Origin of the sequence: Burkholderia sp. NLJ2 (assembly GCF_049487195.1) — a bacterium.
Lineage (GTDB): Bacteria > Pseudomonadota > Gammaproteobacteria > Burkholderiales > Burkholderiaceae > Burkholderia > Burkholderia pyrrocinia.
This window is the reverse complement of sequence record NZ_CP137808.1, coordinates 2,548,345-2,567,857: the sequence shown is the minus strand read 5'-3', so window position 1 is coordinate 2,567,857 and position 19,513 is coordinate 2,548,345. Positions and strand designations below refer to the sequence as shown.

Here is a 19,513-nt window from a genome sequence, read left to right as displayed (position 1 = left end):
GCGAGCGGAGGAAATCAAGATCATGCAAAACGCCCCTATGAATGTCCTGTTGCCTGACGCGCTGGTGATGGCCGCCATCGTCGTCGCATGGCTGAACGACACCTTTACCGGTGCTTCCGGCCGCCGCCTGACCTATCTGATCGCGGTCGTATCGTCGGTCGTCGCCGGCGTGTGGTTCGCGGTGCAGGCACTCGACCCGCAGCAGTACTACTTCTTCTCGAAGATGGTCGTCGTCGACTCGTTCGCGAGCATGATGAAGGCCGTCGTGTCGTTCGGTTTCGCGGTCTCGCTCGTTTATTCGCGCAAGTACCTCGAAGATCGCGACATGTTCCGCGGCGACGTGTTCCTGCTCGGCATGTTCTCGCTGCTCGGGCAGCTGGTCATGGTGTCGGGCAACAACTTCCTGACGCTGTACCTCGGCCTCGAACTGATGTCGCTGTCGCTGTATGCGGTCATCGCGCTGCGCCGCGACGCCCCGCAGTCGAGCGAAGCCGCGATGAAGTACTACGTGCTGGGCGCGCTTGCGTCGGGCTTCGTGCTGTACGGCATCTCGATGCTCTACGGTGCGACCGGCTCGCTCGAGCTGGGCGAGGTGTACAAGGCGGTCGGCGGCAACACCGACGCAGCCGTGCTGATGTTCGGCGTGATCTTCATCGTCGCCGGTATCGCGTTCAAGCTCGGCGCCGTGCCGTTCCACATGTGGGTGCCGGACGTCTACCAGGGCGCACCGACCGCGATGACGCTGTTCGTCGGCGGCGGCCCGAAGGTTGCCGCGTTCGCGTGGGGCCTGCGTTTCCTGGTGATGGGCCTGCTGCCGCTCGCGCAGAACTGGCAGACCGCGCTCGTGATCCTCGCCGCGCTGTCGCTGATCGTCGGCAACATCACGGGTATCGTCCAGCGCAACATCAAGCGGATGCTCGCGTACTCGGCGATCTCGAACATGGGCTTCGTGCTGCTCGGCCTGCTCGCGGGCATCGTGAAGGGCGACGCGGCGGCACCGGCGAACGCATACAGCTCGGCGATGTTCTATGCGATCGTCTACCTGATCACGACGCTCGGCTCGTTCGGCGTGGTGATGCTGCTCGCTCGCCGCGATTTCGAAGCGGAAACGATCGACGACTTCAAGGGCCTCAACAAGCGCAGCCCGGTGTTCGCGTTCGTGATGATGGTCATGATGTTCTCGCTGGCGGGCATCCCGCCGACCGTCGGCTTCTACGCGAAGCTCGCCGTGCTCGAGGCAACCGTCAACGCGGGCCTCACGTGGCTGGCCGTGCTGGCCGTGATCACGTCGCTGTTCGGCGCGTTCTATTACCTGCGCATCGTGAAGCTGATGTACTTCGATGCACCGCAGGATTCGACGCCGATCTCGGGCGATATCTGCAAGCGCACGATCCTCGTGCTGAACGGCCTCGCGGTCGTCGTGCTCGGCCTGATCCCGAGCCCGCTGCTGACGGCCTGCCTGCAGGCGATCCGTCACACGCTGCCGCTGTAATGTCGGCAGCCGGCTGGTTTATCGTGCTGTTGGCGCTCGTGTGCGCCAACCTGCCGTTCCTGAACCAACGCCTCTTCGCCGTCGTGCCGTTTGGCACGGCGAAGAAGAGTGCGTGGGTTCGGATCGGCGAGCTGATCGTGCTGTACTTCATCGTCGGCGCGCTCGGCTTCTGGCTCGAGTCGCGCGCCGGCAACCGCTTCGAACAGGGCTGGCAGTTTTACGCGATCACGTTCAGTCTTTTCATCGTGTTCGCGTTTCCCGGCTTCACGTTCCAGTATCTCGTCAAACGACGCTGACGGCTCCGGCCGTCGCGCTCAATCTTGGAGCCGCCGATGGCCGAACTACCCAATCACGACGCCGCACTGACCGAAACCTGCCTCGAAAGCGAGGCGATCTTCGACGGCGCGTTCCTCAAGCTCAAGCGCGATACCGTCCGGTTGCCGGACGGCAACAAGGCCACGCGCGAATACGTCCAGCACCCGGGCGCGGTGATGGTGATCCCACTGTTCGACGACGGCCGCGTGCTGATGGAAAGCCAGTACCGCTACCCGATCGGCAAGGTGATGGCCGAATTCCCGGCCGGCAAGCTCGATCCGAACGAAGGCGCGCTTGCGTGCGCGGTACGCGAACTGCGCGAAGAAACGGGTTACACGGCGCGCGAATACGTGTTCCTGGCCCGCATTCACCCGATCATTTCCTATTCGACCGAATTCATCGACCTCTACCTCGCGCGCGGGCTGACGGCCGGCGAGCGCAGGCTCGACGAAGGCGAATTCCTCGAAACCTTCATCGCCACGCAAGCCGACCTGCAGGAATGGGTGCGCACGGGCCAGATCTCCGACGTGAAGACGATCATCGGCACGATGTGGCTCGACAAGGTGCTGTCCGGCACCTGGCCGCTCGGGCCGATCCTGACGCCCTGAGCGTGGCGTCAGCGGCGGGTGGGGCGCCGCGTTACAATCGAATGACGCGGCGCCTTCGCGTCGCTCGATCGGGATTTAGCACGATCGTTCACAAAACCGCTTTTTGCGCTACACTCGCCACACGCCCTGATTCAGCATGAAGGTCCTCGATTTACAGTGCCCGCACGGTCATCGGTTCGAAGGCTGGTTCGCTTCCGCCGATGAATTCGAAGCGCAGTTGTCCCGCAAGCTGGTCGAATGTCCGGTGTGCGGGACGACCGAGGTCAACCGTCTGCCGTCGGCGCCGCGCCTGAACCTGTCGGGCGCGACGCAGGCGCAGCCGGCCGATCCGCGTGCGCTGCAAGCGCAGGTGATGCGCGCGCTGCGCGAGGTGCTGGAGAAGACCGAGAACGTGGGCGAGCGCTTCGCCGAGGAAGCGCGGCGCATCCATTACAACGAGGCGCCGGCACGCAGCATCCGTGGCGTCACCACGCCGGAAGATGCGCAATCCTTGGTCGAAGAAGGCATCGACGTGATGCCGCTGCCGATTCCTGCCGCGCTGAAAGAACCGCTGCAATGACATACGCAGTGGGTCCTTGCCGGGCCGGACGGCCGCGGCCAGCCTTGCATGGGACCTGAGCAAGTGCTAATGCGCTAACTCTGGTCGACCGCGAAGCATGGGACCAGAGTAAGCGCTAAAGCGCTAACTCTGGTCGACAGGAGACACTGCGCATGGATCTGGATTATTCCCCCGCCGACGACGCGTTCCGCGTCGACGTCCGCGCCTGGCTCGAGGCCAACCTGCCTCACGCACTGCGCGCCAAAGTACTCGATCACAAACGACTCGACCGCGAGGATTTCGCGAGCTGGCACCGGATTCTCGGCCAGCGCGGCTGGTCCGCGCCTGCGTGGCCGGCAGAATACGGCGGCCCGGGCTGGAACGCGACGCAGCGGCACATCTGGGACGAGGAGTGCGCGCGGATCGGTGCGCCGACCGTGCTGCCGTTCGGCGTGTCGATGGTCGCGCCGGTGCTGATGAAATACGGCAGCGAAGCGCAGAAACGCCACTATCTGCCGCGCATTCTCGACGGCTCCGACTGGTGGTGCCAGGGTTACTCGGAGCCGGGTTCCGGGTCCGACCTCGCGTCGTTGCGCACGCGCGCCGAGCGTCAGGGCGACCACTACGTCGTCAACGGCCAGAAGACCTGGACGACGCTCGGCCAGTACGCGGACATGATGTTCTGCCTCGTGCGCACCGATCCGGCCGCGAAGAAGCAGGAGGGCATCTCGTTCCTGCTGATCGACATGAAGACGCCCGGCATCACGGTGCGTCCGATCATCACGCTCGACGAAGACCACGAAGTCAACGAGGTGTTTTTCGAGGACGTGAAGGTGCCGGTCGAGAATCTCGTCGGCGACGAGAATCGCGGCTGGACCTACGCGAAATACCTGCTGGGCCATGAGCGCACCGGCATCGCACGTGTCGGCGCGTCGAAGCGCGAGCTCGCGTTCCTGAAGCGCGTGGCGTCGAACCAGCGCAAGAACGGCAAGCCGTTGCTCGCCGACCCCGTGTTCGCCGCGAAGGTCGCGGCGCTCGAAGTCGAACTGATGGCGCTGGAGGTGACGGTGCTGCGCGTCGTCAGCCGCGAGACGAGCGGCAAGGGACCGGGCCCCGAGGCGTCGATGCTGAAGATCAAGGGCACCGAAGTGCAGCAGGCGCTCACCGAGCTGATGTTCGACGCGATCGGCCCGCTCGCCGCGCCGTTCGACGTACCGTTCCTCAACGGCCAGCGCGAGCACAGCATCGCGGGCGACGACGATGCGGCGCCGCTTGCCGCGTACTACTTCAATTACCGGAAGACGTCGATCTACGGCGGTTCGAACGAGATCCAGAAGAACATCATCGCGCAGATGATTCTGGGTCTGTGATCAGGGAACGGGAGCGGAGACGACCATGGATTTCAGCTTTACCGATGAGCAGCGGCAGTTCGCCGACGCGCTGCGCCGTTATCTCGACGAGCAATACGGCTTCGATGCGCGTCAGGCCATCGTGCACAGCGATACGGGCGTGTCGGACACGCAATGGAGCGCGTTCGCCGAACTGGGGTTGACCGCGTTGCCCGTGCCGGACGCACAGGGCGGTTTCGGCGGTGGCCCGGTCGACATGCTGGTTGCGATGCAGGAGCTTGGCCGCGCGCTCGTGATCGAGCCGTACTGGGCAACGGCGGTCGGCGTCGAGGCATTGCGTATCGCCGGCTCCGGCGCGGGCGACGATGCCGCGCTGCTGGAGGCGGTTGCGCAGGGGCAGAAGCGGCTGGCGGTCGCGTTCCACGAACCGCATGCGCGCTACGACCTGTTCGAGCTCGACACGCTTGCACGCGAGCAGGGCGGCACCTACCGGCTGACCGGCACCAAGTCGGTCGTTCAGCACGGCGCACAGGCGCACGCGTGGATCGTGCCTGTGCGCGTCGACAGTGGTGGCATCGGCCTCTTTGTCGTCGAACACGATGCGGCGAACGTGAGGGTGACCGACTACCGGACGATCGACGGCCAGCGTGCGGCGACGATCGAGTTCAACGAAACACCGGCCCGGCTGTTGACGGGCGGCGCGCGCGACGCGGCGGCGCTCGAGCAGATTGCCGATTACGCAACGTTCCTGCTGTGCGCGGAAGCGGTCGGCGCGCTCGACGAACTGAATCGCGCGACGGTCGAATACACGAAGACGCGCGAACAGTTCGGCGTGCCGATTGCGCGTTTCCAGGCGCTGCAGCACCGGATGGTCGACATGCTGATCCATGCCGAGCAGGCGCGTTCGCTGACGTATCTGGCCGCGGTGCGCTACGCGAGCGGCGATGCCGATGCGCGACGCAAGGCCGTATCGGCCGCGAAAGCGCGCGTCGGCGCGGCAGCACGCTTCGTCGGCCAGCAGGCCGTCCAGCTGCACGGCGGCATGGGTGTGACCAACGAGGTCGCCGCCGCACACCTGTTCAAGCGGCTGTCGATCATCGAGACGACGCTCGGCGACACCGATCATCATCTTGCCCGCATCGCGGCGCTGCCCGATTTCGCGCAGGCCGACGCCGCATGACGGCGACGCGCGAGTGCGCCAACAAGGAGACACAGAGTGGGCATCAGTTACGAAGACCTGGTGGTCGGCAGTACCACCGAAGTGGGCCGCTACACGTTCCAACCCGATGACATCAAGGCGTTCGCGCAACGCTATGACCCTCAGCCGTTTCACCTCGACGAGGAAGCCGGGAAAGCATCGCATTTCGGTGGGCTCGTCGCGAGCGGCTGGCATACGTGTTCGGTGTTCATGAGCCTGCTCATCAAGAAGCTCGGGGCGGACTCGACCAGCATGGGCTCGCCTGGCATCGACTCGATCCGCTGGCTGAAGCCGGTGCGTTCCGGCGACACGATCACGATGTACCAGAAGGTCCACGACAAGCGCGTTTCCGAGAGCAAGCCCGATCGCGGCATCGTGTCGACGGAGTGGATCGGCGTCAACGGCGGCGGCGAGACGGTGATCACCGTGCACAGCAAGGTGATCTTCGGGCTGCGCCATCCGGGAGGCCCGAACGCATGACCGACGTGACATTGCCGCTGATCGCATCGGCACAGGCGCTGCAGGCGCGGGTCGGCGAGGAGCCGCTCGCGAGCGGCTGGATCGCGATCGACCAGCAACGCGTCGACGGTTTCGCCGACGCGACCGGCGATCATCAATGGATTCACATCGATCCCGAACGCGCGCGGCACGAGTCGCCGTTCGGCGGGCCGATCGCGCACGGGTTCCTGACGCTGTCGCTGATTCCTGCGTTGATGACCGACGCGATGCGCTTCGAACAGAAGATGGGCGTGAACTACGGACTGAATCGCGTGCGCTTCCTGAAGCCGGTGCCGGTCGGGGCGCGCGTGCGCGCGTTGTTTGCTGTGAAGGAAACCGCCGAGGCCGCGCAGGGCGGCGTGCAGGTAACGTGGTCGGTGTCGATGCAGGCTGAACGTCCCGACGCGCCGCTGCTGGTCTGTGCGGCGGAATTCATCACGCTGCATTACTTCTGAAGCGCGGTGCGGCATGCACGGATGCCGCACCGCCCGTCACGTGCGTGTCAGTGCTTCGCGTATTGCGTTGCGCCGAACAGCACCTCACGTGCCTTGTCGTCCTGCAGCGCCTTGCGCATCGACGCGAGTACTTCGACGCCGCGCTGCACGGCCGGTCGTGCAGCGATCGCCTCGTGCCAGCGCTTCACGTTCGGCAGTTCGTCGAGCACGATGCCCTGGTTTTGCCACGAGCGCGTCCACGGGAACGTCGCTATGTCTGCGATCGTGTACGCGTCGCCCGCGAGATATTCCGATTCGCCGAGGCGCTTTTCCATCACGTTGTACAGGCGCTTCGCTTCGTTCGTGTAGCGGTTGAACGCGTACTCGATCTTCTCCGGCGCGTACAACCGGAAATGGTGCGCCTGCCCGAGCATCGGGCCGACACCGCCCATCTGGAACATCAGCCACTCGAGCGTCGCATAGCGCGCGGCCGGATCGGTCGGCAGGAACTTGCCGGTCTTCTCCGCGAGGTAGATCAGGATCGCGCCCGATTCGAACAACGAGATCGGCTTGCCGCCGGGGCCTTCCGGATCGACGATCGCCGGGATCTTGTTGTTCGGGCTGATCTTCAGGAACTCGGGCTTGAACTGGTCGCCCGCGCCGATATCGACCGGAAGGGCACGATAGGCGAGGCCCGTTTCCTCGAGCATGATGTGCACCTTGTGGCCGTTCGGGGTCGCCCAGCTATAGACGTCGATCATCGTCAACTCCTTGGTTGCATGCGCGAAAACGGCGCAGGCAGCGCGCCGCGACAGGCGGCCATTAGAGCATGGATCGACGCGGGCTGCTGGCGACGGAAACGTGCGTGCGGAGGTGTACGCACGGCCGAGCGGGGGATCGTCGTCGACATTGCGCGCGCCTTACCCTGGCGCACTTTTTGTGCGTACTGCCAAGTCAGTTCCGCCATCGGGCGCGCGTGACGTCCGGCGTCCAGCGCCTGCGCGATCGTCGCCGCATAGTCCTCGTCGGCCGACGCGGATCAGCGCTTGTAGCGGGGCTGGCGTTTCTCGAGAAAGGCGGTGATGCCTTCGAGCGCGTCCGCATGATGCAGCGAGGCGACGAAATGATCGCGCTCGGTGCCGAGATGCGGCTCGAGCGGCTGCGTCGCCGCGTCGTCGAGCAGCGACTTGATGCGCGTGAGCGCGTTCGGCGAGATGCCGGCGAGCGCATCGGCCCATGCCAGCGCGTCGGTCAACGCCGCGCCGGGCACGGCGAGCCGGTTGACCACGCCGAGTGCATGCAGGCGTTCGGCCGCGACCGGCTTGCCTTCGAACAGGATCTCGGCCGCGATCGCACGCGGCAGCGCGCGCGCGAGGAACCACGAGCCGCCGCCGTCGGGCGTCAGGCCCACACGCGCGTACGACATCACGAACTTCGCATCGTGCGCGGCGACGATCAGGTCGCATGCGAGCGCGAGCGAGAAGCCCGCGCCGGCCGCGGCGCCTTCGACCGCCGCGATCACCGGCTTCGTCGATTCGCGAATCGCCGTCACCCATGCGCCGAGCTGATCGATGCTGTCGGCCTGGTAGGACGGATCCTTCGAGCGGTTGTCGAGCAGCCGGTTCAGGTTGCCGCCTGCACAGAAGAAGCGATCTGCGCCCGTCAGCACGACCGCGCGAATCCCGGGATCGCGCTCGGCAGTGGCGAGCGCTTCGACACCGGCCGCGTACATGTCGGGATGCAGCGCGTTGCGCGCGCCGGGATTGGATAGCGTGAGGACGAGCGTCGAATCGCTCTCGGGCGGACGCGAGGCCAGCAGTTCAGCACTCATGCGAGCGTGTCTCCATCGGATGGCGCCGCTGCGACGCCGTGCGTGTTGCGTGGACAGGCAGCACTGCTGCCGCAGCGGATGTAATGTTGTCGTGACGAACGCAAAACTTGTTTTAGACTAGCACGAACGTGCTTTTCAGCGCGACGAATCCCGATGCGGCCGGCGTCGTTGCGGCCGCGCACCCGCAAGGAAGGAGACTCCGATGCTACAGCTGTGCGGTATTCCGTTGTCCAACTATTACAACAAGGTGAAGTTCGTCCTGCTCGAGCACGACATCCCGTTCGAGGAGTCGGTGTGCGGTTTGCCGATCAGCGATCCGGCCCAGCTCGCCGATTCTCCGCTCGGCAAGATTCCGTTCCTGAGGACCGAAGAGGGCGCGCTGTTCGAGTCGCAGGTGATCATCGAGTACCTGGCGGCGCGCTATCCCGAGAAAGCCATTTTTCCGGCGGAGCCGTTCGCGGCGGCGAAGGTGCGCGAGCTGGTCGAAACGCTCGAGTTGTATCTCGAATGGATGGCGCGCGAGGTCTATACGGAAGCGTTTTTCGGCGGCAAGGTCAGCGACGGGATGAAGGCGCACGTCGAGAAGCGCCTGCCGCGTGCGATCGATGCGTTCAAGCAGATGACGCAGTTTTCGCCGTATGTGCTCGGCGCGTCGTTCAGCCTCGCGGACATCGCCGCATCGATCCATCTGCCGGTCATCGGGATGGCGACGAAGGCTGTGTTCGGACGCGACTTCCTGCTCGATGCGGGCATCGACTGGAAGGCTCACGCGAAGAAGGTCGGTGAGCGTGCTGCTGCGCAGCGCGTGGCAGCCGAACGCAAGGCGTATGTCGAGGCGACGAGCGGCGCGCGTTCGTAAGCGCGATTCTCCGGCCGGGCGGCGCGTGGCCGCCCGCGCTGGACCTACAGGCGAGCGAGCCGTTCGAGTGCGGATGCGAGCGTGCTTTCCTGCTTCGCGAAGCAGAAACGTACGACACCCGATTCGTGCGGCTCGTGATAGAACGCCGACACCGGAATCGCGGCCACGCCGATTTCCGACGTGAGCCACTTCGAGAATTCTGCTTCGGGCAGGTCGCTGATCGCCGAGTAATCGACGCACTGGAAGTACGTGCCCGTACACGGCAGCAGCTTGAAGCGCGTGCGCTCGAGGCCGGCCCGGAAGAAGTCGCGCTTCTTCTGGTAGAAGCCGGCGAGCGACAGGTACGGTGCCGGGTCGCGCAGGTAATCGGCGAGCCCGATCTGCATCGGTGTATTCACCGTGAAGACATTGAACTGGTGGACCTTGCGGAATTCCGCGGTCAGCGCGGCAGGCGCCGCGACATAGCCGACCTTCCAGCCCGTCACGTGATAGGTCTTGCCGAAGCTCGACACGATGAAGCTGCGTGCGGCGAGTTCCGGATAGCGCGCGACGCTCTCGTGGCGCGCGCCGTCGTAGACCATGTGCTCGTAGACCTCGTCCGACAGGATCAGCACGTTGGTGCCGCGCACGATCTCCTCGAGCTTGCGCAAGTCCGCCTCGCGCCACACGGTGCCCGTCGGGTTATGCGGCGTGTTGATCAGGATCATGCGCGTTTTCGGCGTGATCGCGGCTGCGAGACGGTCGAACGGGATCGCGTAATCGGGCGCCTCCAGCGTGACGAATACCGGCTTGCCTCCTGCGAGTTCGATCGACGGCAGGTAGCTGTCATAGGTCGGTTCGACGACGATCACTTCGTCGCCCGGATGCACCGCGCACAGGATTGCCGTCAGTAGCGCCTGCGTCGCGCCGGCCGTCACCGTGATCTCGGTGGCCGGATCGTAGCGCCGGCCGTAGACGTGCGCGATCTTGTCGGCGATCGCGTCGCGCAGCGGTGCGACACCGGCCATCGGCGGATACTGGTTGTGCCCGTTGCGCATCGCGGCCGCGACCGCGTCGACGATGCGCGGATCGCAATCGAAATCCGGGAAGCCCTGGCCGAGGTTCACGGCGCCTTTTTCGGCGGCAAGCGCGCTCATGACCGTGAAGATCGTCGTGCCGACGTTCGGCAGGCGCGAGGGGAAAACGGGAGTCGTTGGCATGTCTGAAGGAGCGTTCATCGATACGGTCGAAATCGGGTGATGGCGTGTGCGTCAGGCCGGCGTGGCAGTGGTGGGCGGCGCGGCGTCGAGCGCACAGGCCTCGGCAAACGGCGCGGGTTGCGCGATCCGGAAGCCGAAGTCGCGTGCGGTGCGCTTCGCGAGCTTCAGCAGCGCACGGTCTTTCGAGACGAGCCATTCGGCCTGCGCGGCGCGGGCGAGTTCGAGAAACTTCTGGTCGTCGCGGTCCTTGCACTTCGGCAGCGGCGGCGCGTCGGCATCGACGGGCGGCGGCTCGACGAGGCTCGCGAGGCGGGCGACGGTCGCGAGCGCGGCGGCCTTGTCGATCGCACGCGCCTGGAACTGCGGATAATCGAGCACGTATTCGAGTTCGGTCAGGCAGCGGCCGTCGATCACGGCGGCAAGCGCGCCGCGTTCCAGTGCGGCACGGATCGGGCGCGTAGCGGGGTCGTCGAATACGAGGATGTCGATCCAGACGTTCGAGTCGAGCACGACGCGATGCGCGGCGTGCGGGGCGAGAGAGCGGGTCATTCGTTACAATCGGTGGTTTTCGTCTGACCGCAAGGCACGGCGTGCCAGCGAGCCTCTATGATAATCGTTCTCTCTCCCGCCAAATCCCTCGACTACGATACGCCCGCGCACGTCCAGTCTTACACGAAGCCTGCATTCGTCGACGACGCGTCCGAGCTGATCGACGGCCTGCGCAAGTTGTCGCCGCAGGACATCGCGACGCTGATGGATATTTCCGATCCGCTCGCGCGCCTGAACTTCCAGCGCTACGCGGACTGGTCGCCGACCTTTACGCCGGCCAATGCGAAACAGGCCGTACTGGCGTTCAACGGCGACGTCTACGAAGGATTCGACGCGAAATCGCTGTCGTCCGCCGATCTCGACTATGCGCAGCAGCATGTGCGCGTGCTGTCGGGCCTGTACGGGCTGCTGCGCCCGCTCGACCTGCTGCAGCCATACCGGCTCGAGATGGGCACGCGCTTCGCGAACGCGCGCGGCAAGGATCTGTACGCGTTCTGGGGCGACCGCATCACGCGGGCGCTGAACGAGCAGCTCGAGGCGCGCAGCGGCGCGGCGCGGGTGCTGGTCAACTGCGCGTCGACCGAGTACTTCAAGTCGGTCAAGCCGAAACTGCTGGCCGCACCCGTCATCACGCCGGTGTTCGAGGACTGGAAGGGCGGCCGCTACAAGATCATCAGCTTCCATGCGAAGCGTGCGCGCGGCCTGATGGCGCGTTTTATCGTCGAGAACCGTATTACCGAGCCGAAGGCGCTGAAGGAATTCGCGACGGAAGGCTATGCGTTCGACGCGGCTGCGTCGAACGATTCGACTTACGTATATCGCCGGCGAGTCGGCGAGTGACCATGCCGGCCATTCACGAGATGGCCGGCGCATGCATGAGGCCGGACAAGCGGCACACCGCCCGTTCCGGCCGACAGCTTTACATGGGACCGGAGTAAGTGCTGAAGCACTCACTCCGGCAGACAGAGGAGAGACAGATGACCCTTTCGATCACCAGCAATTTCGACGCAGGCGCAATCGACGTCGTGTCGCGCGACAGCCCCGATGCGATTCGGCTGCGCGTGCGCGGCGACAGCCGCTCGGAATTCGCGCAGTGGTTTTACTACCGCTTGACGGGCGCGCGCGGCGAGCGGTGCGTGATGACGTTCGAGAACGCGGCCGAATGCGCATATCCGTCCGGCTGGCGCAATTACAGCGCGGTGGCGAGCTACGACCGGGTCGACTGGTTCCGCGTGCCGACGACGTTCGACGGCAAGACGATGACCATCGACCATACGCCGGAGTTCGACAGCATCTACTACGCGTATTTCGAACCGTACTCGGAGGAGCGCCACGCCGCATTTCTCGGCGCGGTCCAGCAGTTGCCGCAGGCGAGCGTCGTCGAGCTCGGGCGCACGGTCGAAGGCCGCCCGATGTCGCTGCTGACGCTCGGCACGCCGGAAACCGACGGCGCGCCGAAGAAGAAGGTGTGGATCATCGCGCGCCAGCATCCGGGCGAGACGATGGCAGAGTGGTTCGTCGAAGGCCTCGTCAAGCGGCTGGCCGGATGGGGCGACTGGGCCGGCGATCCGGTCGCGCGCAAGCTCTACGATCGCGCGACGTTCTACATCGTCCCGAACATGAACCCGGACGGCAGCGTGCACGGCAACCTGCGCACCAATGCGGCAGGGGCGAACCTGAACCGCGAATGGATGACGCCCGATGCCGAGCGTAGCCCCGAGGTGCTGGCCGTGCGCGATGCGATCCACGCGATCGGTTGCGACATGTTCTTCGACATTCACGGCGACGAGGATCTGCCGTACGTGTTCGTTGCCGGTTCGGAAATGCTGCCGAGCTTTACCGAGGAGCAGGGCAAGGAGCAGACCGCGTTCATCGACGCGTTCAAGGTCGCGAGCCCGGACTTCCAGACCGAGCATGGCTATGCGGCGAGCAAGTACAAGGAGGACGCGCTCAAGCTCGCGTCGAAGTACATCGGCCACCAGTTCGGCTGCCTGTCGCTGACGCTCGAGATGCCGTTCAAGGACAACGCGAACCTGCCCGACGAGCGTGTCGGCTGGAACGGCGAACGCAGTGCGGCGCTCGGTGCAGCGATGCTGGCCGCGATCCTGGTACACATCGATACGTTCGCGTAAGCGTATCGTCGTCGCATGAAAAAAGCCGGGGCATCTCAGGATGCTCCGGCTTTTTTGCTTCTGTCGTTGCCGCTGCGTCGTATCAGGACTTCTTCGCGGTTTTCTTCTTCACGGCTTTCGTCTGGCCGCCTGATTTCTTCGTTGCGACGGCCTTCTTGCCGGTGCGGCCCGATGCCTTCGCCTTTGCCTTGCCCCGGTGCGATTTGCCCTTGAACTTCTTCGTCGACGACGTGGAGCGCTCGACGCGCGGCTTCAGCGGCGGAACGGGGTCGTTCCAGCTGAACGCGAGCATTTGCTGGCCGACATAGCCGCAACGGAATTTCAGCGGTGTCGGGTCGGTGCCGTCGCTGTGGACGCCGAGTCCGTCGACCGTGACGATGTTGTCGACCTTCACGCGCTGCTTGCCCTGGTCGAACGAGTCGTTCCACGGCGTGATCGTCGCATTGCCGCTGTCGAATGTGTTCGGCGCGAAGTCGACGCGGTCGAAGGCCGACGATGTGCTGGCGATGAAGCTGCCGTGCGCCGCACAATCGGCCGCGAGCGGATCGGCATGCATTTCGTTGACGAATTTGTTGATCAGTTCGGAGCGCTGGTCGAGCAGGTCGGCGAATACCGGTGTCGGAAGCGCAAGCGACAGGCCCGCGACACAGGCTGCCAGCTTGCCGAGCGCCCGGAGAATCCGGAGCGAGGCAGGTGAGCTGTCCATCTGGTTATTGGTGAGGAGCGAAGGAGACATCGGGCACGTATAGATGCCCGATGAAGAACAGGAGTTCAATCTTAGCGTAAAAAAGTTGTGCGACAGTAGACGGCCTATTCTCCCGCGCTGCGGAAGATGCCGCCGGCACGTACTGACGATGTCCCGATCCGAATGAATTTCAGGCGCGCGGGCCGCCTAGGCGATAGCGCCGGACGTCGAAGGTCGTGACCCACGCAGGGCGATAGACGGCGATAAGTGCCGTCGCCATGCCGGTGAACCACGCTTCGCCGAGTGCGAGCAGCGCAGTGTTCAACAGATAGCCGGCAGGAACCACGACTGGCACGCCATCCGCGAGGGCGAGCTGGACGCCGGCGGCGGCAGCGGCGACCGCGATGATCGCAATGGCCGGCGACAGGAATCCCTGGCCGGTGATGAACGACGCGAGGTTGTGCGGCAGCCATGCGAGCGCGGCGCGCTGCAGCAACGCCGACACGGCGACAGGCAGCGCACCGTAGATCAGATAGGTCAGGCCGATGCCCTGCCACGGCGCGTCGAAGATGATCGCGGCAACCGCCGTGACGACGCCCATCGCAATCAGCGCGAGCGTCCAGTCGAACAGCGTGACGAGCAGCGTTGCGCCAAGCAGATGCATGACGATGCCATCATCGAGCCACGCATTCGACGCCCAGAGGACCGCGATTGCGGTGACGAGCGCGAGCCACACGTGCTGGAGTGTGGCGTCCTGGAGGCGCACGAAGGGACGATTCCAGAGCGCGAGCGCGAGCAGGGCCACGGCGGCGATCCAGCCACCGATGCCAACCCAGAGCGGAAGCGGTGTGAAAAGAAAACCCATGCGTTCATATTACTCGTTGAGCATCAAAGGTGGGAATCCGCACATGTCGACCGTCGCAATATCGAGACTGTCTGCTAGCGCTCGCGCCGGAACCGTGCACGCGGTTCGGCGGCGAGTGGCAAGTCCTGCGTGCCGGCCGCGGCCGGCAACGGGTACGGATGATCGTTCCGTTGCGTGCGCAGTGGAGCCGGGCCGCGTTCGCCGACGGCAGGCTTGCGCGTACGGTTGCGGTTCGCCAGCAGCACTTCGAGGTGCGGTGACAGCCAGCCGTTGTAGATCGCGACCGCGGCGGCGCGGTTGACGGCGCCCAGCTGCTGGAAGATGCTGGCGAGGTGAATTTTCACGGTGCCCTCGCTGATGCCGAGCGTACGGGCAATCATCTTGTTCGTGCTGCCCATGTGGACGAAGCGCATGATCTGCGCTTGCCTCGGCGATAACAGGCCGCTCGGCGGGCGGCGGGGCAGCGATCCGGCGAGCGTCTGGAAATGGGCCTCGTGGCGCGCCGCGGCCGCGGAGGGGAACAGGCGGAGGGCGATCGGCGGGATGTAGTGTCCGCCCAGCAGCACCATCTCGAGCGCACGCACGATCAAGTGCGGCCGCGTGGAATGCGGGATCACGCCTGCGACGCCGTAGTTGAAGAAGCGCTGGATGGATTCCGGCGAGGCTTCGTCGATCAGCACGGCCGCGGGCGTCGGCGAGCAGGCGCTGCAGAGTGCCTGCAGTTCGCTCAGCCGGCCAACGTCCAGCCAGTCGATCGCGACGAGGTCGAAACGCTGGGTGCGCAGCAGTCGGCGCGCCTGGAAGCCGTCGGGCGCATCGTTGATGCTGGCGTGGCGGTCGATCTGCCGCAACAGGGCCTTCAGTCCGTCACGCCGTTCGGCGTCTGAATTGAGCACCAGGAACCGCATATTCAACCTCCATAAGGGTGAGTCATTGATCTGCTGTCGGGCATGCGTTGGCCCCGATAATGACAAAGACCTTACACGATGTCTGCTTGGCTGAAAGGCTTAGGAAAAGTCCGAAATTTTCGGCGACGGAATATCGGGCAAGAAAAAAGCCGCTCCGGCGGGAACCGGGAGCGGCTTCGGGCGGGCAGGCCGTTCGGGCCTGCTGCGAGAGGTCAGTGGAAGTGCGGCTGGGCAGGCGATGCGTCTTCCGGCATTTCCGCATGGACGATTTCGCCGAGCGGATCTGCGTAGAGTGGCACGCCGCAGTCATCGCAGTATTCGGGTTCGAAGCGGCCCGCGTGCCGGCGGACGTCGGTTACGCCGCATTCCTTCAGCAGGCTCACGATTTCCTCGAGCGGCCCTTCGATCGGCGCCTCGCCTTCGAGCGTCGCGCTGTCGATCGACACGTCGCCGTTTTCACGGCCGTAAAGTGGCCACACGACGCCATAGATCACGTCGTTGCTCGCACGCCGCGTGAAGCCGACACGGTACTCGTCGATACGGCGTTCGCCGAAGCCGGCGACCACCGCGCGCAGCTCCTGCGGTGCCGTACCAAGTGTGTCGAAAAGATAACGAATGGCGGTTCGCACCGTGTGTGGACGCACGCGCTCGTCCGCATCGCGGCAGGCCGAGTAGTACGCGTCCGGAAGCAGGCACTCGAACTCGCATCCGGGCAGTGCGATCGACAGATTCGGGCCGCCCTGAGCCGTCCACTGTTCGAGGCACTGACCGCGCTCGATCCGGCTGCCGCTTTCTTCTTCCTGCCAGCGGAACAGCGGTGCGCCGGCGGGCGCGGCGACGACGGCGAGCAGGAAGCGCGGGTCGGCCAGGATCGGCGAGGTTTCGGGCAGATCGCCGAAGCTGAGCTTGGGCGTGTGCTGACCGATCGCCGCATGTGCGAGCTGCTGGGCAAGGCGGTAGGTCTCGACGTGATGCCGCGGCAACTGGTCGATGCTGTAGAGGAACGGTGCGAGCCCGACGAGCGTGCCGTTCGCAAGGACATGAGCCTGCAGGTGCGTTCGCAGTGCGTCGGCAACGTCGCCCTTGAGCGGGCCTGACGGAATCATGTAGCGCGTCCATGCGAGAACCGGGACGGCAACCAGCAGCGCATCGTATGGCTGGCCGTCGTGCTCGATCACCATCGACTCGCTGTGGGTCTCGGCCATGTCGGCGAGCGCGCCGTAGGCGTCGGGATGATTCTGTTGCAGATGGTCGAGCGCTGCGTCGAGCGTGGTCTGGTTGCCGTTGCGGACAATCTTGGCGAGCAGCGCGTCGAGCTTCGCTTCCCAGAAGCGATCCTCGATGCGGCTACCCGAGGCGAAGAGCGCAAGCGACAGACCAACCAGTTTGTCGGCATCGGGGGGGAGGCGTTTGGCGATTCGCTGGCGCATATTAAAGACGTATATAGAAAGAGGCGAAGAACCTCACATTCTAGTCCGTTCTTTGCACCATAAGCGGTCTTGTGCCCTGGCATGGCCGGACGTCTGAATTGCGGCTCTTGCAAAAAAGTTTCTTCGAACCCCTTGCGCGATTGCTGCGGGCTGCATAGAATCACGCCTCTTTCGCGCTAACGGAAACGCAGCGCGGGAGAGGGGAAGCGAAGTCGGTGGTGTGCAGCAGGTTGCCGCGCACGGCAGGCGAAGGAAGAAGAACCCCGCAGTCGCAACGAAGTGGTTAAAAAGTTGTTGACGATCTGCGAAACACGGTTCATAATCTCGCTTCTCTGCTGCTGAAAACGCAGCGCTGCTGAGAAACTTCAGGTTTCTCGCAGAAATGCTCTTTAAAAATTAACAGCCGATAAGTGTGGGCGCTTGATGGCAGCGAGCTGATCCTCGGATCAGATAGCGAAAGTATCAAGAGTCTCACACTAAAGTAAGTCAGGTTTATGAAGCAATTCATATTCCTGTCAGCTTTGAGTGAGCGACCGGTTCTTAACCGAACCGAAAACAGTAACAGGTTTAAACTGAAGAGTTTGATCCTGGCTCAGATTGAACGCTGGCGGCATGCCTTACACATGCAAGTCGAACGGCAGCACGGGTGCTTGCACCTGGTGGCGAGTGGCGAACGGGTGAGTAATACATCGGAACATGTCCTGTAGTGGGGGATAGCCCGGCGAAAGCCGGATTAATACCGCATACGATCTACGGATGAAAGCGGGGGACCTTCGGGCCTCGCGCTATAGGGTTGGCCGATGGCTGATTAGCTAGTTGGTGGGGTAAAGGCCTACCAAGGCGACGATCAGTAGCTGGTCTGAGAGGACGACCAGCCACACTGGGACTGAGACACGGCCCAGACTCCTACGGGAGGCAGCAGTGGGGAATTTTGGACAATGGGCGAAAGCCTGATCCAGCAATGCCGCGTGTGTGAAGAAGGCCTTCGGGTTGTAAAGCACTTTTGTCCGGAAAGAAATCCTTGGTTCTAATACAGCCGGGGGATGACGGTACCGGAAGAATAAGCACCGGCTAACTACGTGCCAGCAGCCGCGGTAATACGTAGGGTGCGAGCGTTAATCGGAATTACTGGGCGTAAAGCGTGCGCAGGCGGTTTGCTAAGACCGATGTGAAATCCCCGGGCTCAACCTGGGAACTGCATTGGTGACTGGCAGGCTAGAGTATGGCAGAGGGGGGTAGAATTCCACGTGTAGCAGTGAAATGCGTAGAGATGTGGAGGAATACCGATGGCGAAGGCAGCCCCCTGGGCCAATACTGACGCTCATGCACGAAAGCGTGGGGAGCAAACAGGATTAGATACCCTGGTAGTCCACGCCCTAAACGATGTCAACTAGTTGTTGGGGATTCATTTCCTTAGTAACGTAGCTAACGCGTGAAGTTGACCGCCTGGGGAGTACGGTCGCAAGATTAAAACTCAAAGGAATTGACGGGGACCCGCACAAGCGGTGGATGATGTGGATTAATTCGATGCAACGCGAAAAACCTTACCTACCCTTGACATGGTCGGAATCCTGCTGAGAGGTGGGAGTGCTCGAAAGAGAACCGATACACAGGTGCTGCATGGCTGTCGTCAGCTCGTGTCGTGAGATGTTGGGTTAAGTCCCGCAACGAGCGCAACCCTTGTCCTTAGTTGCTACGCAAGAGCACTCTAAGGAGACTGCCGGTGACAAACCGGAGGAAGGTGGGGATGACGTCAAGTCCTCATGGCCCTTATGGGTAGGGCTTCACACGTCATACAATGGTCGGAACAGAGGGTTGCCAACCCGCGAGGGGGAGCTAATCCCAGAAAACCGATCGTAGTCCGGATTGCACTCTGCAACTCGAGTGCATGAAGCTGGAATCGCTAGTAATCGCGGATCAGCATGCCGCGGTGAATACGTTCCCGGGTCTTGTACACACCGCCCGTCACACCATGGGAGTGGGTTTTACCAGAAGTGGCTAGTCTAACCGCAAGGAGGACGGTCACCACGGTAGGATTCATGACTGGGGTGAAGTCGTAACAAGGTAGCCGTATCGGAAGGTGCGGCTGGATCACCTCCTTTCCAGAGCTATCTCGCAAAGTTGAGCGCTCACGCTTATCGGCTGTAAATTAAAGACAGACTCAGGGGTCTGTAGCTCAGTCGGTTAGAGCACCGTCTTGATAAGGCGGGGGTCGTTGGTTCGAATCCAACCAGACCCACCATTGTCTGACGTGTCGGTGATCGTTAGCGCTTCAGCGCTGATGAGTACCTCAAGCCGACCGGCTAACACCTGAGGATATTCTGTACATGGGGGCATAGCTCAGCTGGGAGAGCACCTGCTTTGCAAGCAGGGGGTCGTCGGTTCGATCCCGTCTGCCTCCACCAATCACCAACGCTAAGGGCTTGGTTCAGACACTGAACCGAGAATTTTGCATTGGCGATTGAGCCAGTCAGAGTGATACGTAGGTTGTATCGGCTGTCGTTCTTTAACAATCTGGAAGAAGTAAGTAATTTGGATAGCGGAAGCGTCTCGAGATGGACGTGGAAGTTATCCGGGTTGTGATTGTATCGATGTATCTCAAGATGATTCGAACTCTAAGTTT

Annotated in this window: 19 protein-coding genes, 2 tRNA genes and 1 rRNA gene; 14 read left to right on the top strand and 8 right to left on the bottom strand. The window is 63.4% G+C overall.

The features are described 5' to 3' along the window. Positions 1-37: 37 nt before the first annotated feature. The 8 genes from nuoN to R9B84_RS11775 all read left to right on the top strand — a co-directional run bounded on the left by nuoN (position 38) and on the right by R9B84_RS11775 (position 6,453). Positions 38-1,492: an NADH-quinone oxidoreductase subunit NuoN gene (gene nuoN / locus R9B84_RS11810; protein ID WP_262542864.1), complete on the top strand. Its 1,455-nt coding sequence runs from the start codon at positions 38-40 to the stop codon at positions 1,490-1,492. Beyond that, on the top strand, positions 1,492-1,788 hold the full coding sequence (locus R9B84_RS11805; RefSeq protein WP_096471383.1) for a DUF2818 family protein: 297 nt from the start codon (positions 1,492-1,494) through the stop codon (positions 1,786-1,788). The genes nuoN and R9B84_RS11805 overlap by 1 nt, the downstream gene beginning before the upstream one ends. 36 nt (positions 1,789-1,824) lie before the next feature. Next, on the top strand, positions 1,825-2,415 hold the full coding sequence (locus R9B84_RS11800) for an NUDIX domain-containing protein (RefSeq protein ID WP_423758095.1): 591 nt from the start codon (positions 1,825-1,827) through the stop codon (positions 2,413-2,415). 136 nt (positions 2,416-2,551) lie between these two features. Then, positions 2,552-2,974 carry a DUF1178 family protein gene (locus R9B84_RS11795; RefSeq protein ID WP_006478278.1) on the top strand — a complete coding sequence of 141 codons (423 nt, stop codon included), beginning with the start codon at positions 2,552-2,554 and terminating at the stop codon, positions 2,972-2,974. A gap of 152 nt (positions 2,975-3,126) precedes the next feature. After that, on the top strand, positions 3,127-4,323 hold the full coding sequence (locus R9B84_RS11790) for an acyl-CoA dehydrogenase family protein (protein WP_423758094.1): 1,197 nt from the start codon (positions 3,127-3,129) through the stop codon (positions 4,321-4,323). A gap of 25 nt (positions 4,324-4,348) precedes the next feature. Then, positions 4,349-5,482, top strand: a complete 1,134-nt coding sequence (locus R9B84_RS11785) for an acyl-CoA dehydrogenase family protein (RefSeq protein ID WP_423758093.1) — start codon at positions 4,349-4,351, stop codon at positions 5,480-5,482. 36 nt (positions 5,483-5,518) lie between these two features. After that, positions 5,519-5,980, top strand: coding sequence for a MaoC family dehydratase (locus tag R9B84_RS11780; protein WP_423758092.1), 462 nt, complete (start codon positions 5,519-5,521; stop codon positions 5,978-5,980). Then, a complete protein-coding gene (locus tag R9B84_RS11775; protein WP_423758091.1) occupies positions 5,977-6,453 on the top strand; it encodes a MaoC family dehydratase in 477 nt (158 codons plus the stop codon). Before R9B84_RS11780 ends, R9B84_RS11775 begins: the two co-directional genes overlap by 4 nt. Before the next feature lie 47 nt (positions 6,454-6,500). On the opposite strand, the gene R9B84_RS11770 is transcribed toward R9B84_RS11775, so the two are convergent. Both R9B84_RS11770 and R9B84_RS11765 read right to left on the bottom strand, forming a co-directional pair. Continuing rightward, on the bottom strand, positions 6,501-7,193 hold the full coding sequence (locus R9B84_RS11770; RefSeq protein ID WP_423758090.1) for a glutathione binding-like protein: 693 nt from the start codon (positions 7,191-7,193) through the stop codon (positions 6,501-6,503). 278 nt (positions 7,194-7,471) lie between these two features. Then, positions 7,472-8,263 (bottom strand): oxepin-CoA hydrolase, alternative type, encoded by a 792-nt coding sequence (locus R9B84_RS11765; RefSeq protein ID WP_047898595.1) that lies wholly within the window; start codon positions 8,261-8,263, stop codon positions 7,472-7,474. Between the two features lie 202 nt (positions 8,264-8,465). On the opposite strand from R9B84_RS11765, the gene R9B84_RS11760 reads away from it, so the two are divergent. After that, on the top strand, positions 8,466-9,122 hold the full coding sequence (locus R9B84_RS11760) for a glutathione S-transferase (protein WP_047898594.1): 657 nt from the start codon (positions 8,466-8,468) through the stop codon (positions 9,120-9,122). A gap of 44 nt (positions 9,123-9,166) precedes the next feature. On the opposite strand, the gene R9B84_RS11755 is transcribed toward R9B84_RS11760, so the two are convergent. Beyond that, positions 9,167-10,339, bottom strand: coding sequence for a pyridoxal phosphate-dependent aminotransferase (locus R9B84_RS11755; protein WP_423758089.1), 1,173 nt, complete (start codon positions 10,337-10,339; stop codon positions 9,167-9,169). A 33-nt stretch (positions 10,340-10,372) separates the two neighbouring features. Then, positions 10,373-10,870, bottom strand: coding sequence for a putative toxin-antitoxin system toxin component, PIN family (locus R9B84_RS11750; RefSeq protein ID WP_423758088.1), 498 nt, complete (start codon positions 10,868-10,870; stop codon positions 10,373-10,375). Positions 10,871-10,927: 57 nt separating this feature from the next. Between R9B84_RS11750 and yaaA the strand changes: the two genes are divergently transcribed. Together yaaA and R9B84_RS11740 are read left to right on the top strand one after the other, a co-directional pair. Further along, positions 10,928-11,710, top strand: a complete 783-nt coding sequence (yaaA, locus tag R9B84_RS11745) for a peroxide stress protein YaaA (RefSeq protein ID WP_152856360.1) — start codon at positions 10,928-10,930, stop codon at positions 11,708-11,710. Positions 11,711-11,847: 137 nt separating this feature from the next. Next, positions 11,848-13,002, top strand: coding sequence for a M14 family metallopeptidase (locus tag R9B84_RS11740; protein WP_423758087.1), 1,155 nt, complete (start codon positions 11,848-11,850; stop codon positions 13,000-13,002). Positions 13,003-13,084: 82 nt separating this feature from the next. On the opposite strand, the gene R9B84_RS11735 is transcribed toward R9B84_RS11740, so the two are convergent. The 4 genes from R9B84_RS11735 to R9B84_RS11720 form a co-directional block, all read right to left on the bottom strand. Continuing rightward, entirely contained in the window at positions 13,085-13,738 is a 654-nt protein-coding gene (locus R9B84_RS11735; protein ID WP_423758086.1) for a BspC domain-containing protein, read from the bottom strand. 139 nt (positions 13,739-13,877) lie between these two features. Next, complete coding sequence (locus tag R9B84_RS11730) at positions 13,878-14,552, bottom strand: energy-coupling factor ABC transporter permease (protein ID WP_423758085.1); 675 nt, start codon at positions 14,550-14,552, stop codon at positions 13,878-13,880. A 74-nt stretch (positions 14,553-14,626) separates the two neighbouring features. Further along, entirely contained in the window at positions 14,627-15,460 is an 834-nt protein-coding gene (locus R9B84_RS11725) for a LuxR C-terminal-related transcriptional regulator (protein ID WP_423758084.1), read from the bottom strand. 212 nt (positions 15,461-15,672) lie between these two features. Next, positions 15,673-16,890 (bottom strand): DUF2863 family protein, encoded by a 1,218-nt coding sequence (locus R9B84_RS11720; protein ID WP_096471368.1) that lies wholly within the window; start codon positions 16,888-16,890, stop codon positions 15,673-15,675. A 569-nt stretch (positions 16,891-17,459) separates the two neighbouring features. Here R9B84_RS11720 and R9B84_RS11715 point away from each other — a divergent pair. The 3 genes from R9B84_RS11715 (at position 17,460) to R9B84_RS11705 (ending at position 19,295) form a co-directional block, all read left to right on the top strand. Then, a 16S ribosomal RNA gene (locus tag R9B84_RS11715) occupies positions 17,460-18,992 on the top strand. A 63-nt stretch (positions 18,993-19,055) separates the two neighbouring features. Further along, positions 19,056-19,132: transfer RNA gene (locus R9B84_RS11710), tRNA-Ile, on the top strand. Positions 19,133-19,219: 87 nt separating this feature from the next. Further along, a tRNA-Ala gene (locus R9B84_RS11705) sits at positions 19,220-19,295 on the top strand. The last annotated feature ends 218 nt before the right edge of the window (positions 19,296-19,513 follow it).

Coding starts and splice junctions, on each gene's coding strand:
- R9B84_RS11750 (WP_423758088.1), bottom strand. CDS start 10,870: ATGACCCGCTCTCTCGCCCCGCACGCCGCGCATCGCGTCGTGCTCGAC.
- R9B84_RS11775 (WP_423758091.1), top strand. CDS start 5,977: ATGACCGACGTGACATTGCCGCTGATCGCATCGGCACAGGCGCTGCAG.
- R9B84_RS11785 (WP_423758093.1), top strand. CDS start 4,349: ATGGATTTCAGCTTTACCGATGAGCAGCGGCAGTTCGCCGACGCGCTG.
- yaaA (WP_152856360.1), top strand. CDS start 10,928: ATGATAATCGTTCTCTCTCCCGCCAAATCCCTCGACTACGATACGCCC.
- R9B84_RS11770 (WP_423758090.1), bottom strand. CDS start 7,193: ATGATCGACGTCTATAGCTGGGCGACCCCGAACGGCCACAAGGTGCAC.
- R9B84_RS11720 (WP_096471368.1), bottom strand. CDS start 16,890: ATGCGCCAGCGAATCGCCAAACGCCTCCCCCCCGATGCCGACAAACTG.
- R9B84_RS11755 (WP_423758089.1), bottom strand. CDS start 10,339: ATGAACGCTCCTTCAGACATGCCAACGACTCCCGTTTTCCCCTCGCGC.
- R9B84_RS11730 (WP_423758085.1), bottom strand. CDS start 14,552: ATGGGTTTTCTTTTCACACCGCTTCCGCTCTGGGTTGGCATCGGTGGC.
- R9B84_RS11725 (WP_423758084.1), bottom strand. CDS start 15,460: ATGCGGTTCCTGGTGCTCAATTCAGACGCCGAACGGCGTGACGGACTG.
- R9B84_RS11740 (WP_423758087.1), top strand. CDS start 11,848: ATGACCCTTTCGATCACCAGCAATTTCGACGCAGGCGCAATCGACGTC.
- R9B84_RS11800 (WP_423758095.1), top strand. CDS start 1,825: ATGGCCGAACTACCCAATCACGACGCCGCACTGACCGAAACCTGCCTC.
- R9B84_RS11735 (WP_423758086.1), bottom strand. CDS start 13,738: ATGTCTCCTTCGCTCCTCACCAATAACCAGATGGACAGCTCACCTGCC.
- R9B84_RS11765 (WP_047898595.1), bottom strand. CDS start 8,263: ATGAGTGCTGAACTGCTGGCCTCGCGTCCGCCCGAGAGCGATTCGACG.
- nuoN (WP_262542864.1), top strand. CDS start 38: ATGAATGTCCTGTTGCCTGACGCGCTGGTGATGGCCGCCATCGTCGTC.
- R9B84_RS11795 (WP_006478278.1), top strand. CDS start 2,552: ATGAAGGTCCTCGATTTACAGTGCCCGCACGGTCATCGGTTCGAAGGC.
- R9B84_RS11760 (WP_047898594.1), top strand. CDS start 8,466: ATGCTACAGCTGTGCGGTATTCCGTTGTCCAACTATTACAACAAGGTG.
- R9B84_RS11790 (WP_423758094.1), top strand. CDS start 3,127: ATGGATCTGGATTATTCCCCCGCCGACGACGCGTTCCGCGTCGACGTC.
- R9B84_RS11805 (WP_096471383.1), top strand. CDS start 1,492: ATGTCGGCAGCCGGCTGGTTTATCGTGCTGTTGGCGCTCGTGTGCGCC.